The organism is Ectopseudomonas toyotomiensis (genome assembly GCF_017167985.1).
Classification (GTDB): domain Bacteria; phylum Pseudomonadota; class Gammaproteobacteria; order Pseudomonadales; family Pseudomonadaceae; genus Aquipseudomonas; species Aquipseudomonas toyotomiensis.
In genome coordinates this window covers 178,428-197,785 of the sequence record NZ_CP070505.1, presented here as the reverse complement: position 1 = coordinate 197,785, position 19,358 = coordinate 178,428, and the positions used below count along the sequence as shown (strand labels likewise).

At 63.6% G+C, this 19,358-nt stretch carries 22 protein-coding genes; 19 read left to right on the top strand and 3 right to left on the bottom strand.

All coding sequences use genetic code 11. The features are described from left to right. The first annotated feature begins 10 nt into the window (after positions 1 to 10). The 9 genes from JWV26_RS00910 to JWV26_RS00870 all read left to right on the top strand — a co-directional run bounded on the left by JWV26_RS00910 (position 11) and on the right by JWV26_RS00870 (position 8,350). Positions 11 to 2,230 (top strand): chemotaxis protein CheA, encoded by a 2,220-nt coding sequence (locus JWV26_RS00910; protein ID WP_206418178.1) that lies wholly within the window; start codon positions 11 to 13, stop codon positions 2,228 to 2,230. A gap of 45 nt (positions 2,231 to 2,275) precedes the next feature. Beyond that, on the top strand, positions 2,276 to 3,412 hold the full coding sequence (locus tag JWV26_RS00905) for a protein-glutamate methylesterase/protein-glutamine glutaminase (protein ID WP_003460776.1): 1,137 nt from the start codon (positions 2,276 to 2,278) through the stop codon (positions 3,410 to 3,412). Between the two features lie 25 nt (positions 3,413 to 3,437). Continuing rightward, positions 3,438 to 4,178 (top strand): flagellar motor protein, encoded by a 741-nt coding sequence (locus JWV26_RS00900; RefSeq protein ID WP_017679181.1) that lies wholly within the window; start codon positions 3,438 to 3,440, stop codon positions 4,176 to 4,178. A 12-nt stretch (positions 4,179 to 4,190) separates the two neighbouring features. Next, positions 4,191 to 5,000 (top strand): flagellar motor protein MotD, encoded by an 810-nt coding sequence (motD, locus tag JWV26_RS00895; RefSeq protein WP_072425675.1) that lies wholly within the window; start codon positions 4,191 to 4,193, stop codon positions 4,998 to 5,000. An 82-nt stretch (positions 5,001 to 5,082) separates the two neighbouring features. Further along, positions 5,083 to 5,871, top strand: a complete 789-nt coding sequence (locus tag JWV26_RS00890) for a ParA family protein (protein ID WP_021489627.1) — start codon at positions 5,083 to 5,085, stop codon at positions 5,869 to 5,871. 86 nt (positions 5,872 to 5,957) lie between these two features. Next, complete coding sequence (locus JWV26_RS00885) at positions 5,958 to 6,761, top strand: CheW domain-containing protein (protein WP_045735309.1); 804 nt, start codon at positions 5,958 to 5,960, stop codon at positions 6,759 to 6,761. 95 nt (positions 6,762 to 6,856) lie between these two features. Further along, a complete protein-coding gene (locus JWV26_RS00880) occupies positions 6,857 to 7,336 on the top strand; it encodes a chemotaxis protein CheW (RefSeq protein ID WP_003243242.1) in 480 nt (159 codons plus the stop codon). Between the two features lie 3 nt (positions 7,337 to 7,339). Next, positions 7,340 to 7,762, top strand: coding sequence for a DUF2802 domain-containing protein (locus JWV26_RS00875; RefSeq protein ID WP_206418177.1), 423 nt, complete (start codon positions 7,340 to 7,342; stop codon positions 7,760 to 7,762). 144 nt (positions 7,763 to 7,906) lie between these two features. Then, positions 7,907 to 8,350 carry a rhodanese-like domain-containing protein gene (locus JWV26_RS00870; RefSeq protein ID WP_072425672.1) on the top strand — a complete coding sequence of 148 codons (444 nt, stop codon included), beginning with the start codon at positions 7,907 to 7,909 and terminating at the stop codon, positions 8,348 to 8,350. Here the strand turns inward: JWV26_RS00870 and JWV26_RS00865 are convergent. Next, positions 8,331 to 8,672: an EscU/YscU/HrcU family type III secretion system export apparatus switch protein gene (locus tag JWV26_RS00865; RefSeq protein WP_206418176.1), complete on the bottom strand. Its 342-nt coding sequence runs from the start codon at positions 8,670 to 8,672 to the stop codon at positions 8,331 to 8,333. The genes JWV26_RS00870 and JWV26_RS00865 overlap by 20 nt on opposite strands. Then, positions 8,669 to 10,198, bottom strand: coding sequence for a flagellar hook-length control protein FliK (gene fliK, locus JWV26_RS00860; RefSeq protein WP_206418175.1), 1,530 nt, complete (start codon positions 10,196 to 10,198; stop codon positions 8,669 to 8,671). Before fliK ends, JWV26_RS00865 begins: the two co-directional genes overlap by 4 nt. A gap of 204 nt (positions 10,199 to 10,402) precedes the next feature. Between fliK and ccmA the strand changes: the two genes are divergently transcribed. The 10 genes from ccmA (at position 10,403) to JWV26_RS00810 (ending at position 17,715) form a co-directional block, all read left to right on the top strand. Next, positions 10,403 to 11,047, top strand: a complete 645-nt coding sequence (gene ccmA / locus JWV26_RS00855) for a cytochrome c biogenesis heme-transporting ATPase CcmA (protein ID WP_072425669.1) — start codon at positions 10,403 to 10,405, stop codon at positions 11,045 to 11,047. After that, entirely contained in the window at positions 11,044 to 11,715 is a 672-nt protein-coding gene (gene ccmB / locus JWV26_RS00850; protein ID WP_013715011.1) for a heme exporter protein CcmB, read from the top strand. The genes ccmA and ccmB overlap by 4 nt, the downstream gene beginning before the upstream one ends. Positions 11,716 to 11,779: 64 nt before the next feature. Continuing rightward, positions 11,780 to 12,535 (top strand): heme ABC transporter permease, encoded by a 756-nt coding sequence (locus tag JWV26_RS00845; protein WP_074916075.1) that lies wholly within the window; start codon positions 11,780 to 11,782, stop codon positions 12,533 to 12,535. Continuing rightward, positions 12,532 to 12,708, top strand: coding sequence for a heme exporter protein CcmD (gene ccmD / locus JWV26_RS00840; RefSeq protein WP_021489619.1), 177 nt, complete (start codon positions 12,532 to 12,534; stop codon positions 12,706 to 12,708). The genes JWV26_RS00845 and ccmD overlap by 4 nt, the downstream gene beginning before the upstream one ends. Continuing rightward, positions 12,705 to 13,193, top strand: coding sequence for a cytochrome c maturation protein CcmE (gene ccmE / locus JWV26_RS00835; RefSeq protein ID WP_072425667.1), 489 nt, complete (start codon positions 12,705 to 12,707; stop codon positions 13,191 to 13,193). Before ccmD ends, ccmE begins: the two co-directional genes overlap by 4 nt. Beyond that, positions 13,190 to 15,163 carry a heme lyase CcmF/NrfE family subunit gene (locus JWV26_RS00830; RefSeq protein ID WP_206418174.1) on the top strand — a complete coding sequence of 658 codons (1,974 nt, stop codon included), beginning with the start codon at positions 13,190 to 13,192 and terminating at the stop codon, positions 15,161 to 15,163. The genes ccmE and JWV26_RS00830 overlap by 4 nt, the downstream gene beginning before the upstream one ends. Further along, on the top strand, positions 15,160 to 15,699 hold the full coding sequence (locus JWV26_RS00825) for a DsbE family thiol:disulfide interchange protein (RefSeq protein WP_045735314.1): 540 nt from the start codon (positions 15,160 to 15,162) through the stop codon (positions 15,697 to 15,699). Before JWV26_RS00830 ends, JWV26_RS00825 begins: the two co-directional genes overlap by 4 nt. Continuing rightward, positions 15,696 to 16,184: a cytochrome c-type biogenesis protein gene (locus JWV26_RS00820; RefSeq protein WP_206418173.1), complete on the top strand. Its 489-nt coding sequence runs from the start codon at positions 15,696 to 15,698 to the stop codon at positions 16,182 to 16,184. Before JWV26_RS00825 ends, JWV26_RS00820 begins: the two co-directional genes overlap by 4 nt. Continuing rightward, a complete protein-coding gene (ccmI, locus tag JWV26_RS00815) occupies positions 16,181 to 17,392 on the top strand; it encodes a c-type cytochrome biogenesis protein CcmI (RefSeq protein WP_206418172.1) in 1,212 nt (403 codons plus the stop codon). The genes JWV26_RS00820 and ccmI overlap by 4 nt, the downstream gene beginning before the upstream one ends. Continuing rightward, a complete protein-coding gene (locus JWV26_RS00810; protein WP_072425662.1) occupies positions 17,389 to 17,715 on the top strand; it encodes a hypothetical protein in 327 nt (108 codons plus the stop codon). The genes ccmI and JWV26_RS00810 overlap by 4 nt, the downstream gene beginning before the upstream one ends. A 110-nt stretch (positions 17,716 to 17,825) precedes the next feature. Here JWV26_RS00810 and JWV26_RS00805 read toward each other — a convergent pair whose 3' ends face one another. Next, positions 17,826 to 19,283 (bottom strand): SLC13 family permease, encoded by a 1,458-nt coding sequence (locus JWV26_RS00805; protein ID WP_059391467.1) that lies wholly within the window; start codon positions 19,281 to 19,283, stop codon positions 17,826 to 17,828. Positions 19,284 to 19,358: the final 75 nt, after the last annotated feature.

Below are 19,358 nucleotides of genomic sequence, written 5' to 3'. Positions count from 1 at the left end.
AGCACACAATATGAGCTTCGGCGCCGATGAAGAGATCCTCCAGGATTTCCTGGTAGAGGCCGGCGAGATTCTCGAACAGTTGTCCGAACAGTTAGTCGAGCTGGAAAGCCGACCGGACGACATGAACCTGCTCAACGCCATCTTCCGCGGTTTCCATACCGTCAAGGGCGGAGCGGGTTTCCTCCAGCTCAACGAGTTGGTGGAGTGCTGCCATATCGCCGAAAACGTCTTCGACATCCTGCGCAAGGGTGAGCGTCGCGTCGATTCGGAGCTGATGGATGTGGTGCTCGAGGCTCTTGATGCAGTAAATGGCATGTTCGGCGAGGTGCGTGAGCGCCGCGAGCCGACGCCCGCGTCGCCTGAACTTCTGGCGGCATTGTCACGCCTGGCCGAACCGGGCGGCGCTGAAGCAGCTCCTGCGCCGGTGCAGCAGGCCGAGCCGGAACCCGTGCCGGTGTCTGAGCCAGTTACGCCGTCCGCTGCCGCGGGCGACATCACCGACAGCGAATTCGAGCAACTGCTCGATGCCCTGGGTGACGCGCCGGCTGCCGCCTCCAGTGCGCAGACCAGTGCCAGCGATGAGATCACCGATGACGAGTTCGAGTCGCTGCTCGATCAGTTGCACGGCAAGGGGCAGTTCGCCGGCACGGTCGAAACGCCTGCCGCTGCGGTAGGCGCTTCTGCGCCTGCTGGCGTAGCGGCAGGCGATGAGATCACCGACGACGAATTCGAAGCGCTGCTCGATCAGCTGCATGGCAAAGGTCAGTTCTCGGCCACCGCCGAAGCCGCTGCTCCGGTTGCAGCCGTTGCTGCAGCGCCCACTCCGGCCGGTGATGAGATCACCGACGACGAGTTCGAGTCGCTGCTCGATCAATTGCACGGCAAAGGCAAATTCGTGCCGCCCGCTGAGCCGGCGCCCGCGCCTGCCGCCGCGGCCAAACCTGCAGCAGCGCCCAAGGCCGCCGCACCTGCCAAGCCCGCAGCAGCCAAGGCTGAGCCTGCTGCCGCTCGTGCTTCTGCCGCGCCTGCGCCGGCTGCCGACAAGGCGCCGGCCGCGAGCGAAGCGGAAACCACCGTACGGGTCGACACTGCGCGCCTCGACGAGATCATGAACATGGTCGGCGAACTGGTGCTGGTGCGTAACCGTCTGGTGCGCCTGGGACTGAACAGCGGCGACGAGGCGATGTCCAAGGCTGTGTCGAACCTCGACGTGGTCACGGCGGATCTGCAGACCTCGGTGATGAAGACCCGCATGCAGCCGATCAAGAAGGTCTTCGGCCGCTTCCCGCGTCTGGTCCGCGATCTGGCGCGTAACCTGAAGAAGGAAATCAACCTCGAGCTGGTGGGCGAGGAAACCGACCTCGACAAGAACCTGGTCGAGGCCTTGGCTGACCCGCTGGTGCATTTGGTGCGCAACGCCGTCGACCATGGCGTGGAAACCCCGGAAGAACGCGAGAAGAGCGGCAAGGCTCGCGCTGGGCGCGTGGTGCTGTCCGCCGAGCAGGAAGGCGATCACATCCTGTTGTCGATCACCGATGACGGCAAGGGTATGGACGCCGACGTGCTGCGTGCCAAGGCCGTGGAGAAGGGCCTGCTGGACAAGGACGCGGCCGATCGTCTCAACGAGTTCGAATGCTACAACCTGATTTTCGCCCCGGGCTTCTCGACCAAGACCGAGATCTCCGACGTGTCCGGTCGCGGTGTCGGCATGGACGTGGTGAAGACCAAGATTTCCCAGCTCAATGGCACGGTCAACGTGTTCTCGCAGAAGGGGCAGGGCTCGAAGATCATCATCAAGGTGCCACTGACCCTGGCGATCATGCCGACGCTGATGGTGATGCTGGAGAATCAGGCCTTCGCCTTCCCGCTGGTCAACGTCAACGAGATCTTCCATCTCGACCTGTCGCGCACCAACGTGGTCGACGGTCAGGAAGTGGTGATCGTGCGCGACAAGGCGCTGCCACTGTTCTATCTCAAGCGTTGGCTGGTACCGCAGGCCTTCCATGAAGGTCAGCGCGAAGGCCATGTGGTGATTCTCACCGTTGGCAGTCAGCGCATCGGCTTTGTCGTCGATCAACTGGTCGGGCAGGAAGAAGTGGTAATCAAGCCACTGGGCAAGATGCTGCAAGGCACGCCCGGAATGTCCGGCGCCACGATCACGGGTGACGGACGCATCGCGTTGATTCTCGACGTACCGAGCATGCTCAAGCGCTACGCTCGACGTTTCTGATGTTTCGCGGCGTGGACCCGAGGTCAACGCCGTCTAGGAGTGTGTATGGTAGTCAAGGTCTTGGTGGTAGACGACTCCGGTTTCTTCCGTCGGCGCGTGTCGGAAATTCTGTCTGCTGACCCCAGTATTCAGGTCGTGGGTACGGCCACCAATGGGCGGGAAGCCATCGATCAGGCGTTGGCGCTCAAGCCCGACGTGATCACCATGGATTACGAGATGCCGATGATGGATGGCATCACTGCGGTTCGAAACATCATGCAGCGCTGTCCGACGCCGGTGCTGATGTTCTCCTCGCTGACCCATGAAGGCGCCCGTGTCACGCTCGATGCGCTGGATGCGGGTGCTGTGGATTTCCTGCCGAAGAATTTCGAAGACATCTCGCGCAACCCCGAGAAGGTCAAGCAGATGCTGTGTGAGAAGGTGCACAGCATCGCGCGCAGCAATCGCCGTTTCAGTGCGGCCGCGGTGGCTCCGGCGCCGACTGCGGCTAGTCCGAGCGCGGCGCCGACCAGTCGTCCTGCTGTCTCGACGCGACCTGCTGCACCGGCTCCCGCTGTCCCTGCGCGTCCGACAGCAGCGGCCGGTGGCGCAGCCCCTACGTCATCAGCGCCCAAGCGCAAGGCCTACAAGCTGGTGGCCATCGGCACCTCGACCGGTGGCCCGGTGGCGCTGCAGCGCGTGTTGACCCAGCTTCCGGCCAATTTTCCGGCGCCGTTGGTCCTGATCCAGCACATGCCGGCGGCCTTCACCAAGGCTTTCGCCGAGCGCCTGGACAAGCTCTGCCGCATTCAGGTCAAGGAAGCCGAGGATGGCGATATCCTGCGCCCAGGCCTGGCGCTGTTGGCGCCTGGTGGCAAGCAGATGATGGTCGATGCGCGTGGCGCGATAAAAATCCTGCCAGGTGACGAACGCCTCAATTACAAACCCTGTGTCGATATCACTTTTGGCTCTGCCGCCAAGTCCTACGGTGACAAGGTGCTGGCCGTGGTACTCACCGGCATGGGCGCCGATGGCCGTGAGGGTGCGCGCCTGCTCAAGCAGGGCGGTAGCCAGGTGTGGGCGCAGGACGAGGCCAGTTGCGTGATCTATGGCATGCCCATGGCCGTGGTCAAAGCCAATCTGGCGGATGCGGTCTACGGCCTGGATGACATCGGCCGGCACCTGACCGAGGCCTGCCAGTGACGAACGCTAAGTCGGAAACATGCGCATGGATGTACTGAGCCTGATTGGCGTCATCCTGGCGTTCGTTGCCATTCTGGGCGGCAATTATCTCGAAGGCGGGCACGCTGGTGCCTTGCTCAACGGTCCGGCGGCGCTGATCGTCATCGGCGGTACGCTGGGCGCGGCTTTTCTGCAGGCGCCGGTGCAGGTGTTCAAGCGTGCCATGAGCATCATGCGCTGGATCTTCTTTCCACCGCGTATCGATCTGGTCGGCGGCATCAATCGTGTGACCGGTTGGAGCATGGTGGCGCGCAAGGAAGGCCTGCTCGGCCTGGAAGCAGTGGCCGATGCCGAGCCTGACCCTTATGCGCGAAAAGGTCTGCAGTTGCTGGTTGACGGCGCCGAGCCTGAGTCCATTCGCAGCATTCTCGAGGTCGACCTCTATACCCAGGAGGCGCGCGATATCCAGGCCGCCAAGGTGTTCGAGAGCATGGGCGGCTATGCACCAACCATCGGTATCATCGGTGCGGTGATGGGCCTGATCCACGTGATGGGCAACCTGGCTGATCCGAGCATGCTCGGCAGCGGCATTGCCGTGGCGTTCGTTGCCACCATCTATGGCGTCGGTTTCGCCAACCTGCTGCTGCTGCCGGCGGGCAACAAGCTCAAGTCCATCGCGCTGCGCCAGTCGCGTTACCGCGAGATGCTCCTCGAAGGCATCCTGTCCATCGCCGAGGGTGAGAATCCGCGCTCCATCGAACTGAAGCTGCAAGGCTTCATGGACTGATGGAGGTATGGCATGGCGCGCAGGCGGCATCATGAAGAGCACGAGAATCACGAGCGTTGGCTGGTCTCCTATGCCGACTTCATCACCTTGCTATTCGCCTTTTTCGTGGTGATGTACTCGATTTCCTCGATCAACGAAGGCAAGTACAAGATCCTCTCGGAGTCGCTGACGGGCGTGTTCAATCAGCCCGATCGCTCGATCAAGCCGATTCCGGTTGGCGAGGAGCGGCCGCGCACCAGTGAGCCTGATAACACCTCGATGGACGACCCCAGCTCGGATTCGACCCTGCAAAGCATCGCCTCCAGCGTGCGCGAGGTGTTTGGCGAGCTGATCCAGAGTGATCAGCTGACCGTGCGCGGCAACGAGATGTGGATCGAGATCGAGCTCAGCTCCAGTCTGCTGTTTCCCAGTGGTGATGCCATTCCGAACAATCAGGCGTTCGACATCATCGAGAAAGTCGCCAAGATTCTGGCGCCTTATCAGAATCCGGTTAAGGTGGAGGGATTCACCGACAACCTGCCGATCCAGACCGCTCAATACCCAACCAACTGGGAGTTGTCTTCGGCGCGCGCGGCGAGCATCGTGCGCATGTTGGCCATGGATGGCGTCGACCCTTCACGTCTGGCGGCCGTGGGTTACGGTGAGTTCCAGCCAGTGGCGGACAATGCCACTGCCGAGGGCAGGGGGCGTAATCGCCGGGTGGTGCTGGTGATTTCGCGCAACCTCGACACGCGACGTGGCGCTGGCAGTGCCGCGACCCAGCAGTCGGAGGCTGGCACGCAACCTGCACCAGCGTCTGCGTCGGGGGTTCCACAGTCGTGAGCCGTCAAATCCCAGTCGCCAGCTGCGTGCGTGCGACAGCCATTCTCGGCCTGAGCGCCTCTTGCCGGGAGGATGAGAGAAAATGAAAGTCTGGGCAGTAGCCAATCAGAAGGGTGGGGTCGGCAAGACCACCACCTCCATCGCTCTGGCAGGCCTGTTGGCCGATGCCGGCAAGCGTGTGGTCGTGGTCGATCTCGATCCGCATGGGTCGATGACCAGTTATTTCGGTCATGACCCCGATGCGCTGGAGCACAGTTGCTTCGATCTGTTCCTGCACCAGGGCAATGTGCCGCAAGGCCTGCCCAAGCAGTTGCTGCACAGTACCAGTCACGAGAATATCTCCCTGTTGCCGTCGAGTACCGCGCTGGCCACGCTCGAACGCCAGTCGCCGGGGCAGAGTGGCCTGGGTCTGGTTATCGCCAAGAGCCTGGCGCAGCTGTGGGAAGATTTCGATCATGCCGTCATCGACAGCCCGCCATTGCTCGGCGTGCTGATGGTCAACGCCCTGGCAGCCAGCCAGCAACTGGTGATTCCGGTACAGACCGAGTTCCTCGCGGTGAAGGGCCTGGAACGGATGATCACCACGCTGGCGATGATCAACCGTTCGCGCAAGCAGGCCTTGCCCTACACCATCGTACCGACGCTGTTCGACCGTCGTACCCAGGCGTCCATGAGTACGCTGCGGGTACTGCGCAATACCTATCCCGAGCACCTGTGGCCGGCCTATATCCCGGTCGACACGCGCTTGCGTGATGCCAGCCGGGCAGGGCGCACGCCCTCGCAGTTCGATGCGGGCAGCCGTGGGGTGATCGCCTATCGTGCGCTGTTGAAGCATCTTCTGAGTCATCAGCCGGCGGCGCAGGTGGCTTGAAATGAGCGTCTGTGTTGAACTGCGACACTCAAGTCGGAGCATGCAGCGGCCGATAGGCTGTCAAGATCTTATTCCGGGTTCCAGTCATGAGTCGTAACCTCGCCACCGCCACGCGTTCCCAGTTGGCCCTGCAGTCCTACCTTGATGGGCTGCTGCAGGAGGCCGCCGCCGAACTGGAGATGTCCGTCAGCCTCGACGAGTTCGAGGCCGCAGTGCTCGAGGAGCAGGTGCGCGATGCGCGGCTGGTCGAGCCGGTTGTGCTCGCTACCGTGGTTGAACCGCAGGTACAGGTGGACGTCGCGCCGGTTGAATTGCTCGCACCGACACAGGCTCCGCTCATCGATGAGGCGCCGCCAGCGCTTGCTCCCGCTGCCGAGCTGGCGCCGCAGCCGGCTGCGCTGCTGGCCGATGGTCGTCCGGCCTGGGCCGAGGAGCCGTTCGAATGCCTGCTGTTCGACGTTGCCGGGTTGACCCTGGCCGTGCCATTGATCTGCCTGGGGTCGATCTACCCACTGGAAGGTCAGGAACTGACGCCGCTGTTCGGTCAGCCGGATTGGTTCCTCGGTATCCTGCCGAGCCAGGCCGGTAACCTGAAGGTGCTGGACACTGCACGCTGGGTGATGCCGGACCGTTACCGAGATGACTTCCGCGAAGGCCTGCAGTACGTGATTTCGGTGCAGGGCTACGAGTGGGGGCTGTCGGTGCATCAGGTCAGCCGTTCGATTCGCCTGGACCCGAGCGAGGTCAAGTGGCGCAGTCAGCGTACCCAGCGCCCCTGGTTGGCCGGTACAGTGATCGAGCACATGTGCGCGCTGCTCGACGTGGCGGCACTGGCCGAGCTGATCGCCAGCGGCGGGGCGAAACGCCTGAATGGCGGAAAACTGCATTGAGAATTGGTGAGCCTGTGCCTACGGGCTCTATAGTTGATGACAAGCGGGTCGACCCGCGCATGCCGCACTGAGCGGTTTTTGATGAGGCTAGGGACATGAAGAAAAGTTCTGCACAAGGTGCCGAAGATCCGATTCTGCAGTGGGTGACCTTTCGCCTGGACAACGAGACCTACGGCATCAACGTGATGCAGGTGCAGGAAGTCCTGCGTTACACCGAGATCGCCCCGGTACCGGGTGCTCCGAGCTATGTGCTGGGCATCATCAACCTGCGTGGCAATGTGGTCACCGTGATCGATACCCGCCAGCGTTTCGGCCTGGGTTCGGCGCCGGTCACCGACAACACCCGTATCGTCATCATCGAAGCGGACAAGCAAGTGGTCGGTATTCTGGTCGATAGCGTGGCCGAAGTGGTCTACCTGCGTCAGTCCGAGATCGAGACTGCCCCGAACGTCGGCAACGACGAGTCGGCCAAGTTCATCCAGGGCGTGTGCAACAAGAACGGCGAGCTGCTGATCCTGGTCGAGCTGGACAAGATGATGTCCGAGGAAGAGTGGTCGGAGCTGGAGAGCATCTGAGCCATGTCCGAGTTCGCCATGCTTGCCGCGGCCCTGGCCTTCGTGGCGCTGCTATGCGTGGCATTGGGCATCGTCTGCAAAGGCCTGTACCGCAACCAGCAGCGCCTGCTGGCCGAGCAGGCCAAGCGTGACGCCGTGCGCGATGCGCGAATCAGGGAGCTGAGCAAGCGTCTTGACGCCTACCTGACCGGCAGCATTCGCATGGGCGAAGAGCTGCATGAGCTGCGCCGTGTGGTGGCGCCGCTGCCGGACAAGGTCAGCCAGATCGAACAGCGTGACCCCAGCAGCCTGTCGTTCACTCAGGCTGCTCGCCTGGTGGGCATGGGCGCCAGCGTCGATGACCTGACCCAGTCCTGTGGTCTGAGCAAGGCCGAGGCCGAGCTGATCAGCCGCCTGCACACACCCAAGACAGGCCAGTCGCAATAGCCTTCCTCACGCCTTGACGTATAGTCGAGTGCGTTCTTAGCAGGCCCTGCCGCCTGCGCAATCAATCCTAGCGTCCCTGTGCGCCCATCTACGCTGATAGAAGGCAGTGGTTCGTCCGGCTGTGTTCGTCACGGGGGATTGGTCATGCATCGTCTTGTTGTGTTTTTCTTTGGCTGGCTGCTCTGCCAGCCCTTGGTTGCTCAGGAGGCGCCGCTGCAGGTCGCGGGTGCGACCACGGTCAACGTGATGCAGGCCAAGCACTTGCACGACCATGGCGCACTGTTCATCGATGTGCGGCCGGCTCGCGAATGGGGCTGGGGGCATGTCGAGGGTGCCATTCATCTGGATTTGCGCTGGCACTTTGCATCTCTGGCGCAGGTGCCCTGGCCGCGCGAGGTGCCCCTGGTCATCTATTGCGACAGTGAGGTGTGTGCGCAGAGTGCCGTCGCGGTCGAGCAGGCCGTTGGCTGGGGTTTTACCCGTGTGTTCTATTTTCGTGGCGGTTACTTCGCCTGGCAGTTGTTCGATATGCCAAGCAGCAAGGGCAGCACCAACGAGCGGCTGGCGCTCAGCTCGCCGGACCCTTGAGCAAGGGCAGCGTCGGGGTGACGTCGCGTTCGGCATCGGCCTCAAAACCCGGCGGGGCCTTGCCCTGCAGGTGCCAGGCGAAGGCGATGATCTCGGCAATGCAGCGATACAGCGCTTCCGGAATGGCATCGCCCAGTTCCAGGCGCGCCAGCAGACGCACCAACTCGGCATTTTCGTAAATCGGCACTTCGTATTCGCGAGCGATGGCGAGAATGGCTTCGGCCAGCTCGTCATCACCCTTGGCGCTGAGTATCGGCGCATTTTGCCCGTCATAGTTGAGGGCGATGGCCTGACGCGCTTCGGACTGCGGTTTGCGGCTCATGCGGTTTCGTCCACCCAACGTTGTTCCAGCGAGGTCTTCGGCCCTTGCGGCGGCATGCCCTGGCTGCAGGCCAGCTCGCCCACCTTCAGGCCCGCGGCTTGCAGGCGCTCACGCAGGTTGCCCAGTTCGGCGGTGATCAGCGATGCGGTATCGGCGCGCTCGGCCCATAACTGGCTGGAGAGGCTGCCGCGTAGCAACTGAGCCCGAACCTGCAGAGGACCAAGGTGGTCGAGATCGAAGGCCAGTTCCACGCGCCAGAGCGTTTCCTTCTGTTCCGCCTTTTCCGCCTTGCCGCTGTCTTCACGCTGCAGTTTGACCTGCAGCGGAATCACCTCCTGCTGATGGCGCATGGGCAGCTCCAGCTGCCAGGTGGTCAGCAGGTTGCCGTTGGCGTCGACCTGGGTTTGCGCCAGGCTCGATAGCTGGTGGGTCTGCAGCCGTGAGACGGCCGCTGCGGCGAGCTTCAGCAGGGTTTCCAGGTCGGCTTCGCCATCCATGTTCTGCAACAGGCGCGAAGGTAATGGAAAGGTCAGCGCCTGTTGGCGCGCCGAGCCGGGTGCGCCTGCGCCGAGCAGTTGCCGGGCCAGGTTGGGCAGGTTCTGGCTGAGGGCGTTCTGCAGGCCGGCAAGGGGGCCGGAGACACCTGGCAGTTGCGGCATCAGTTGAGCGATCAGGCGCAGCAGGTTGGCCTTCAGGTCCTGCGGCAATGTGCCGGTCTGGCCCTGCAGCAGTTTGGCTTCGAGCAGCACACCGCTGCCTTCGAGCGCCTGCGCCAGGCCCTTGGCGGTGCTCAGCTGGGCGCTGTCGGGGAGGGCGCCAAGCAGCTTGTCGATACTGCCGCGCAGGGCTTCATCGCCGCCGCTCAGTTTCTGCAAGCCTTTGAACAGACCCTCCAGCGATGCCTGGCGATTCTGCTGGGCGGCCAGTTGCTGGCCCAGTACCAATTGATCGAGGCGGCCACTGAGCGGCAGGAAGGCGAGGCTCTGGCTGCCCTGCACCTGCGCGCTGAGCAGGCTGCCGAGCGGCAGCGCCAGCGGACTGTCGAGCGCCAACTGGCTGCCGGCGAGGGGGGTATTGAGCAGGTTCACCACCAGGCGATAGATCGTCTGCGCACCCTGCGGCGGCAAAACGTCGCGGCTGACCACTTTGCCCTGGACCAGGGTGCCGGGCGGCAGTTGCTGCAGGTCGAGGCTGGTCAGCGGTTTGTCGCCGCCTGCCTGCAAGGCCAGCGCCAGGCGAGTGTCCGACAGTGCGGTGACCACCAGCGCGCTGCCCTGGGCCAGTGGCCTGGGGCTTTCAGCCTGCAAAGTCGCCTGTTTGCCGCCTGCGAGGGTCAGTTTGAGCAGCAGTTGGAAGCTTTGCGCCTGCTCGCGAATCGCCACGACTTCGGCCTTGGCGCTTTCGCCTGCCGCCAGCATGCCTTCCAGCGGCTGCAACAGGCGTACGGCCATGTCTGCGGCGGTCGCAGTGTTGCGAATCACCGGCACGGAAGGGGGAAGCGGGCGTGGGCTGCTGATTTCGCTCATGGGCTCTCACGTATCTGATGGCGTACTGCTTTGCGAGTACAGCCTACGGCCGATTTGTCTGCGACAGATTAACACCCTGTCGAAAATGCTGACTGCGGGGACAGTGATGCGACATGTATAATGCCGGCCCGTTGCGCAGCGCACTTCCGGCACGCGTCAGTATAGCGGCCGGAGCACCGTCGACTTTAACCCTGCCAGGTATCGATGACCCGTCCCGTTCCCCTTCTCGAAGCCGTGGCGCTCAGCTGTGAGCGGGACTGGCGCATGCTCTTCGAGCAACTGCACTTCGCCCTGCAGCCAGGCGACATGTTGCAGATCAGCGGCCCCAACGGCAGTGGCAAGACCAGCCTGTTACGGCTGATCGCTGGCCTGCGTCAGCCGACCTCCGGCGACATCCTGTTGCAGGGTCAGGCCCTGGCCGAGCAGCGCAGTGAACTGGCGCGCAACCTGTTGTGGATTGGCCATGCCGCTGGCATCAAGGGGCTGCTGACTGCCGAAGAGAACCTGGCCTGGCTCTGCGCGCTGCATCGCCCGGCCAGTCGCGAGGCGATCTGGCAGGCGCTGGAGGCGGTCGGCCTGCGCGGTTTCGAGGATGTTCCCTGCCATACCCTGTCGGCCGGCCAGCAGCGCCGTGTCGCCCTGGCACGTCTGTACCTGGCCGATACGCCGCCACTGTGGGTGCTCGATGAGCCTTTCACTGCGCTGGACAAGAGCGGTGTGGCGCAACTCGAAGGACACCTGGCCGACCATTGCGAGCGTGGTGGCGTCGTGGTGCTGACTACTCACCACAGCCTGCAATGCACACCAGCGACCTATCGCGATCTGGATCTGGGGCAGTACGCGGCATGAGCAACGTTTTCACTCAACTGCTGTCGCGCGAAATGCGTCTGCTCGCCCGTCGTCCGTCCGACCTGGCCAATCCGCTGGTGTTCTTCGCCATTGTCATTGCGCTGTTCCCGCTGGCGGTGGGGCCAGAGACGCAATTGTTGCAAACCCTTTCTCCCGGCCTGGTCTGGGTCGCAGCCCTTTTGGCCGTGCTGCTCTCGCTGGACGGGCTTTTCCGCAGTGATTTCGAGGATGGCTCGCTCGAACAGTGGGTCCTTTCGTCGCACCCCCTGCCTCTTCTGGTGTTGGCCAAGGTGCTGGCACACTGGCTTTTCAGTGGTCTGGCGCTGGTTTTGCTGGCGCCCGTGCTGGCGCTGATGCTCGGTCTGCCTGGGCGTTGCCTGCCGGTACTGCTGATTTCCCTGCTGCTCGGCACCCCGGTGTTGAGCCTGCTCGGCGCGGTGGGCGCGGCGCTCACCGTTGGTCTCAAGCGCGGCGGCCTGCTGCTGGCGCTGCTGATCCTGCCGCTGTACATCCCGGTGCTGATTCTTGGCAGCGGGGCGCTGCAGGCGGCCTTGCAAGGACTGCCGGCGACCGGTCATCTGTTGTGGCTGGCCAGCCTCACCGCCCTGGCGGTGACCCTGACACCTTTTGCGATTGCCGCCGGTCTGACCATCAGCGTCGGTGAATAACAACGAACCGTGATTGACATCTGACCGGGTAACCGCCGGATCAGGCCTGAATAATGAGTCGAGCATGAACTGGACGTGGTTTCACAAATGGGGTTCGCCCAAGTGGTTCTATGAGATGAGTGGCCGCTGGCTGCCCTGGCTCAGTATCGCTGCCGTGTTGCTGATCGCCGCTGGCCTGATCTGGGGCCTGGCTTTCGCGCCGCCGGACTACCAGCAGGGCAACAGCTTCCGCATCATCTATATCCACGTTCCGGCGGCCTTCCTCGCCCAGTCCATCTACGTGACCCTGGCCATTGCCGGCCTGGTCGGCCTGGTATGGAAGATGAAACTGGCCGACGTCGCCGTGCAGCAGGCCGCCCCCATCGGTGCCTGGATGACTGCCATCGCGCTGCTCACCGGTGCCATCTGGGGCAAGCCGACCTGGGGCACCTACTGGGTCTGGGACGCACGCCTTACCTCGATGCTGATTCTGCTGTTCCTGTATTTCGGCGTGATCGCCCTGGGCAACGCCATCAGCAACCGCGACAGCGCCGCCAAGGCCTGCGCCGTGCTGGCCATCGTCGGTGTGGTCAATATTCCGATCATCAAGTACTCGGTGGAGTGGTGGAACTCACTGCACCAGACCGCCACCTTCAAGATCACCGAAAAACCGGCGATGCCGATGGAAATGTGGCTGCCGTTGCTCCTGGCAGTGCTGGGTTTCTACTGCTTCTTCGGCGCCGTGCTGCTTTATCGCATGCGCCTGGAAGTGCTCAAGCGTGAAGCACGCAGCAGCTGGGTGAAAGCCGAAGTGCAGACGCTGGTGGAGGGCAAGGCATGAGTTTCGCGTCGTTCTCCGAGTTTCTCGCCATGGGAACTCATGGCCCCTACGTCTGGAGCGCTTATGGCATCAGCCTGGCGATCCTGGCGTTGAATGTGGTGCTGCCAATCCTGGCGCGCCGCCGTTACCTGCAAGACGAGGCGCGCCGTTTGCGCCGGGAGAAGTCGAAGTGAATCCGGTTCGCAAGAAACGCCTGTATATCGTTCTGGCCATCCTCTGCGGCGTCAGCATCGCCGTGGCGCTGGCACTGACCGCGCTGCAGGAGAACATCAACCTGTTCTACACCCCGAGTCAGATCGCCAACGGCGAAGCCCCGGTCGATACTCGCATTCGTGCCGGTGGCCTGGTCGAGGAAGGCTCGGTCAAGCGTTCCGCCGACACCCTGGAAGTCGACTTCGTCGTCACCGACGGCGCTCACGGCGTGACCATTCGCTATCACGGCATCCTCCCGGATCTGTTCCGTGAAGGGCAGGGCATCGTCGCCCTGGGTCGGGTCAATGCAGAGGGCGTGCTGGTGGCCGACGAGGTACTGGCCAAGCACGACGAGAATTACATGCCGCCTGAAGTCATGCAGGCGCTGGAAAAGAGCGGAATGATGCAGAAGCACAATGAGGCCAAAGCCGCCAAACAGGGCTATCAGCAGGAGAGTGCACAATGATCCCCGAGCTCGGCCATCTGGCGATGATTCTGGCGCTGTGCCTGTGCCTGGTACAGGCGACGCTGCCGCTGATCGGTGCCTGGCGCGGTGACCACCAGTGGATGAGCCTGGCGCAGCCGGCCGCCTGGGGTCAGTTCGCCTTTCTGTTGTTCTCCTTCATCTGCCTGACCTATGCCTTCATGGTCGACGATTTCTCCGTCGCCTACGTGGCGCACAACTCCAACAGTGCGTTGCCCTGGTACTACAAGTTCAGCGCGGTATGGGGGGCGCACGAAGGTTCCTTGCTGCTGTGGGCGCTGATCCTGGCGGGCTGGACCTTTGCCGTGGCGATCTTCTCGCGCCACCTGCCGGAAGAAATGCTCGCCCGTGTGCTGGCTGTGATGGGCATGATCAGCATCGGTTTTCTGCTGTTTCTGATCGTCACCTCCAACCCCTTCGAGCGCCTGCTGCCGAACTCGCCAGCTGATGGCCGCGACCTCAACCCCTTGTTGCAGGACTTCGGCCTGATCGTGCATCCGCCGATGCTGTACATGGGCTATGTCGGCTTCTCGGTGGCCTTCGCCTTCGCCATTGCTGCGCTGCTCGGCGGCAAGCTGGACGCCGCCTGGGCGCGCTGGTCGCGTCCCTGGACCATCGTCGCCTGGGCCTTCCTCGGCATCGGTATCGCCCTGGGCTCCTGGTGGGCCTACTACGAACTGGGCTGGGGCGGCTGGTGGTTCTGGGACCCGGTAGAGAACGCGTCCTTCATGCCCTGGCTGGTGGGCACTGCCTTGATCCATTCGCTGGCCGTGACCGAGAAGCGTGGGGTGTTCAAGAGCTGGACCGTGCTGCTGGCCATCGCCGCCTTCTCCCTCAGCCTGCTGGGTACCTTCCTGGTCCGCTCTGGTGTGCTGACCTCGGTGCATGCTTTTGCCACCGACCCGGAGCGCGGCGTGTTCATCCTCGCCTTCCTGCTGATCGTGGTCGGTGGTTCGCTGGCGCTGTTCGCCGTGCGTGCCCCGGTGGTCAAGAGCCAGGTCGGCTTTGGCTTGTGGTCGCGTGAGACGCTGCTGCTGGTCAACAACATCGTGCTGGTGGTGTCGGCCGCGATGATCCTGCTCGGCACGCTCTATCCGCTGGTGCTTGACGCGCTGACCGGCGCCAAACTGTCGGTTGGCCCGCCTTACTTCAACGCGCTGTTCCTGCCGCTGATGGCGCTGCTGATGGCGGTGATCAGCGTCGGCGTGCTGGTGCGCTGGAAGGACACCCCGCTGAAATGGCTGGGCGGCATGCTGACGCCGGTGCTGGTGGCCAGTGTGGTGCTGGCGGTAGTCGCCACCTTCCTGCACGGCGATTTCCACTGGGCGGTGCTGGCCGTCTGCCTGCTGGCCTTCTGGGTGATCCTCGCTGGCGTGCGCGACATCCTCGACAAGACGCGCCACAAGGGCCTGATCAAGGGCTTGCCGAGCCTGGGTCGCAGCTACTGGGGCATGCAGATGGCGCACTTCGGTTTCGCCGTGTGCGCCCTGGGTGTGGTACTCACCAGCCTCGGTAGCTACGAGCGCGATCTGCGCATGGCGCCGGGTGACTCCGTGGAGCTGGTCGGCTATCGCTTCCAGTTCGACGGCGCCGTGCATCATGAAGGCCCCAACTTCATTTCCGACAAGGGCACGGTGCGCGTATTCGACGGCGAGCGGCAGATCAAGGTGCTGCACCCGGAGAAGCGCCTCTACACCGTGCAGCAGGCGACCATGACCGAGGCAGGCATCGATGCCGGCTTCACTCGCGACCTGTTCGTCGCCCTCGGCGAGCCGCTGGAGCAGGGCGCCTGGGCCGTACGCATTCACATCAAGCCGTTCGTCCGCTGGATCTGGCTGGGCGCGCTGCTGATGGGCTTCGGCGGCTTCCTCGCTGCTGCCGACAAGCGCTACCGGATCAAGGTCAGAACCCGCGTGCGTGAAGCCCTGGGCATGCAGGAGGCCAGCGCATGAGACGCCTGCTCCTGCTGTTGCCGCTGCTGGCCTTCCTGGCGATCGCCGTATTCCTCTATCGCGGCCTGTTTCTCGACCCGTCCGAGTTGCCCTCGGCGCTGATCGGCAAGCCGTTCCCGGCCTTCAGCCTGCCGTCGCTGGATGATCCCGAGCGCACCCTCAGCGAGGCCGACATCAAGGGCCGACCTGCGCTGGTCAATGTCTGGGCCACCTGGTGCCCGGCCTGCCGCCACGAGCATCCGGTGCTGAACAAGCTGGCTGAGGCCGGCGTGGTGATCCATGGGGTCAACTACAAGGATCAGCGCGAGCCGGCGCAGAAATGGCTGCGCGACCTGCACAACCCGTATCAGCTCAACATCGAGGACGCCAAGGGCAGCCTCGGTCTGGACCTGGGTGTGTACGGCGCGCCGGAAACCTTCTTCGTCGATGCCAAAGGCATCATTCGTCACAAGTTTGTCGGCACCATCGACGAGCGCGTCTGGCGCGAGAAGCTGGCGCCGATCTACCAGCAACTGGTTGACGAGGCCCAGCCATGAAGCGCCTGTTGATGTGTGCCGGTCTGGCACTGGGGCTGTTGGCCAGCGCCCATGCCGCCATCGATACCTTCGTGTTCGCCAACGAGGCCGAGCGTCAGCGCTATCGTAATCTGATCGAAGAGCTGCGTTGCCCGAAGTGCCAGAACCAGAACATCGCCGACTCCGACGCGCCGATCGCCATGGACCTGCGAGGCGAGATCTTCCGCATGCTCGAAGAGGGCAAGAGCAACGAGGAAATCATTGATTTCCTGGTCTCGCGCTATGGCGATTTCGTGCTCTACAAACCGCCGCTGACCAGCCGCACGCTGCTGCTTTGGTACGGCCCGGCCGGCCTGCTGCTGATAGGTTTCGGTGTGCTCGGGGTGATCGTCCTGCGCCGCCGTGGCCAGAACAAGGACCGCTCTGCTGCTGGCCTCTCCGTCGATGAGCAGGCGCGCCTCGCCGCGTTGCTCGAGCAAAACTCTCAGGACAAGAAAGACCGATGATCGATTTCTGGTTGCCCGCCGGGCTGCTGTTGCTGACTGCCCTGGCGTTTCTGCTGATTCCGGTACTGCGCATTCGCAAGCTGCAGGCCGAAGAAGACCGTACCGCACTCAACGTCACCCTCTATCAGGAGCGCCTGCAGGAGCTGGAAACCCAGCGCCAGGCTGGCGTGCTCGATGAAGCGCAAATGGAGGCCGGTCGCGCCGAGGCCGCGCGCGAGCTGCTGGATGACACCGAAGGCGTGCAGCGCCGCAGCAGCGTGCTCGGCGGCAAGATTCCGCTGGTGTCGGCGCTGCTGGTGCCGGTGCTGGGCGTGGCCCTGTACCTGCACTGGGGCGCTGTCGATGAGGTCGTACAGACTCGCCAACTGGCCGCTGCACAGCCGCAAAGCATCGAGGAGATGACCGCGCGCCTGGAGCAGACCGTGCAGCAACAGCCGGAGTCTGCCGAGGCCTGGTACTTCCTCGGTCGTACCTATATGGCGCAGGAGCGTGCCGGCGATGCCGCCAAGGCGTTTGAGCGTGCAGTGGAGATCGCCGGGCGTGCCCCGGAGCTGCTCGGCCAATGGGCGCAGGCGCTGTACTTCGCCGAAGGCAAGCGGTGGAGCGAGCAGATGCAGACGCTCACTGACGAAGCGTTGAAGGCCGATCCGGAAGAGGTCACCAGCCTCGGCCTGCTCGGTATCGCCGCCTATGAAAGCCAGCGCTATGCTGATGCGGTGCGCTACTGGGAGCGTCTGGTCGCCGTGCTGCCGGAGCAGGACCCGTCGCGTGCGGCCATCGCCGGCGGTATCGAACGCGCTCGTCAGCAGGTGGGCGAGGGGGAGCAGCCCAGCGCTGCCGCCGAGCCAGGCGCCAAGGTGCATGCGCTGGAGGTCAGCGTATCGCTGTCGCCTGAAGTGCAGCAGAGTGTGCAGCCGGACGATGCTGTATTCGTCTTCGCCCGCGCGCTCAGTGGCCCGCCGATGCCGTTGGCGGTCAAACGCCTGAAGGTTTCCGACCTGCCGGTGCAGATCAGCCTTTCCGATGTGGATGCGATGATGCCCGAACTGAAGATTTCCCGATTCGACCAGGTGCAACTGGTGGCGCGTGTATCCCGTGCGGGTAACGCCACCCAGGGTGAATGGACCGGCCAGACCGGCCCGGTTGCCAACACTGCCCGTGACGTTCAGGCGCTGCTGATCGACAGCCGCGACGGGCAGGCCCAGTGAAGCGCCTGGTGCTGGCCTGCGCGCTCGGGCTTGGACTGAGCGGCTGCGTACTGCAGCAACCGAGTACACCGGTTGGCCAGTTGCCGCCGGTGCAGCAGCCGTCGCACCCGCGCTACGCGCCGCCGCCTGGGGTGAAGAGCCACTGGAACCCGGGCCTGGGCGTCTATGTAGTCGAAGGTGCGCGTGATCTGTACTACCGCGAGCGCATCTTCTACCGCTGGGACGGCGGCTGGAGCTGGTCTTCGCAAGCTGGCGGGCCGTGGAAGGAAACTGACAGCTCGGGTATTCCGCCGGGGTTGTTCCGCCAGTATCAGGACCGCTGATCGCGTAGTGCGGGTGAAACCCGCCGATCGACCTGGCAGGATGCACTCACCCTACAACCGCATATGAAAACGGCGCCCGAAGGCGCCGTTCTTGTTGGTGCGATCCAGGCTCAATGTGCCCAGATCATGCCCACCAGCACATAGCAGATCAGCGTCACCAGCACCACGCCGAACAGGTTGAGGGCGAAGCCTGCCTTGATCATCGACTGTATCTTCATATGCCCGGTGCCGAACACGATGGCGTTAGGCGGCGTCGCCACCGGCATCATGAAGGCGCAGCTGGCAGCGATGGCGGCTGGAATCGCCAACAGCTCTGCCGGCATGCCCTGCGATACGGCCAGTGCCCCCAGCAGCGGCAGGAAGGCGGCTGCGGTGGCGGTGTTGGAGGTGACCTCGGTAAGGAAGATGATCACCAGCACCACCACGCCGATCATCGCGATCACCGGCAGGGCGCCCAGCGCACCGAGACTCTGTGCGATCCATTCGGCCAGACCGGTGCTGCGAATCACCCCAGCCAGCGATAGGCCGCCGCCGAACAGCAGCAGCACGCCCCAGGGCAGTTTGCTGGCGCTTTCCCAGTTCATCAGGAACACGCGCTGTTTGACGTCCACCGGAATCATGAACAATGCCAGCGCCGCAGCAATGGCGATGCTGGTGTCATTGACGCCGGGCACCCAGCCGGAGATCAGCGGTTGGAATACCCAGGCCAGCGCGGTGATGACAAACACCAGCGCCACCAGCTTCTCGCCACGGCTCAGTGGGCCGAGTTCGGCCAGCTCGCTGCGAATCAGCTGCGTGCTGTCATGTCCGGCCAGGTTGAAGCCGCCACGGGTCAGCCACCACCAGATGAACGCCAGCATGATCACCGCCACCGGCACGCCCAGCAGCATCCACTGGCCGAAGCCGATCTGCACGTCATAGTTGTCGGCGAGGAAGGCGGCCAGCAAGGCATTCGGCGGGGTGCCGATCAGCGTGGCGATACCGCCGACGCTGGCGGCGTAGGCGATTGCCAGCAGCAGGGCGGTGGCGAAGCGTTCACGGTCGGCTTCGCCGGTGCTCTGCTCGCTGGTGAGCATGCCGATCACCGAAAGACCGATGGGCAGCATCATGATGGTGGTGGCGGTGTTGCTCACCCACATGCTGAGAAAGGCCGTGGCCATCATGAACCCGGCGATCTGCCTGCTGGGCCTGCTGCCCATGGCCAGCAGCGTCATCAGCGCGATGCGCTTGTGCAGGTTCCAGCGCTCCATGGCCAGGCCCAGGACGAAACCACCGAGGAACAGGTAGATGGTCGGGTTGGCGTAAGGCGCGGTCGCGGCGTTGAGACTGTCGATGCCCAGCGCCGGAATCAACAGGATTGGCAGCAGCGAAGTGGCCGGAATCGGAATGGCTTCGGTCGACCACCAGGTGGCCATCAGCAGGGTCAGGCCGATGGTGGCCCAAGCGGTGCTGGAGAGACCGGCTGGCGGCTCGGTGACCAGGCAGACGAGCAGTAGCAAGGGGCCCAGAATCAGGCCAATCCAGGCGGCCTTGGCAGGTGCCGTGGATTCATTGGTGGTAACGGCCATGGCGCGCTTCCTTCAGCTAAAAAGTCGGGCTTTATAGCCCACAGGGCGACTTTATGACCACGCGGTGGCCAATCG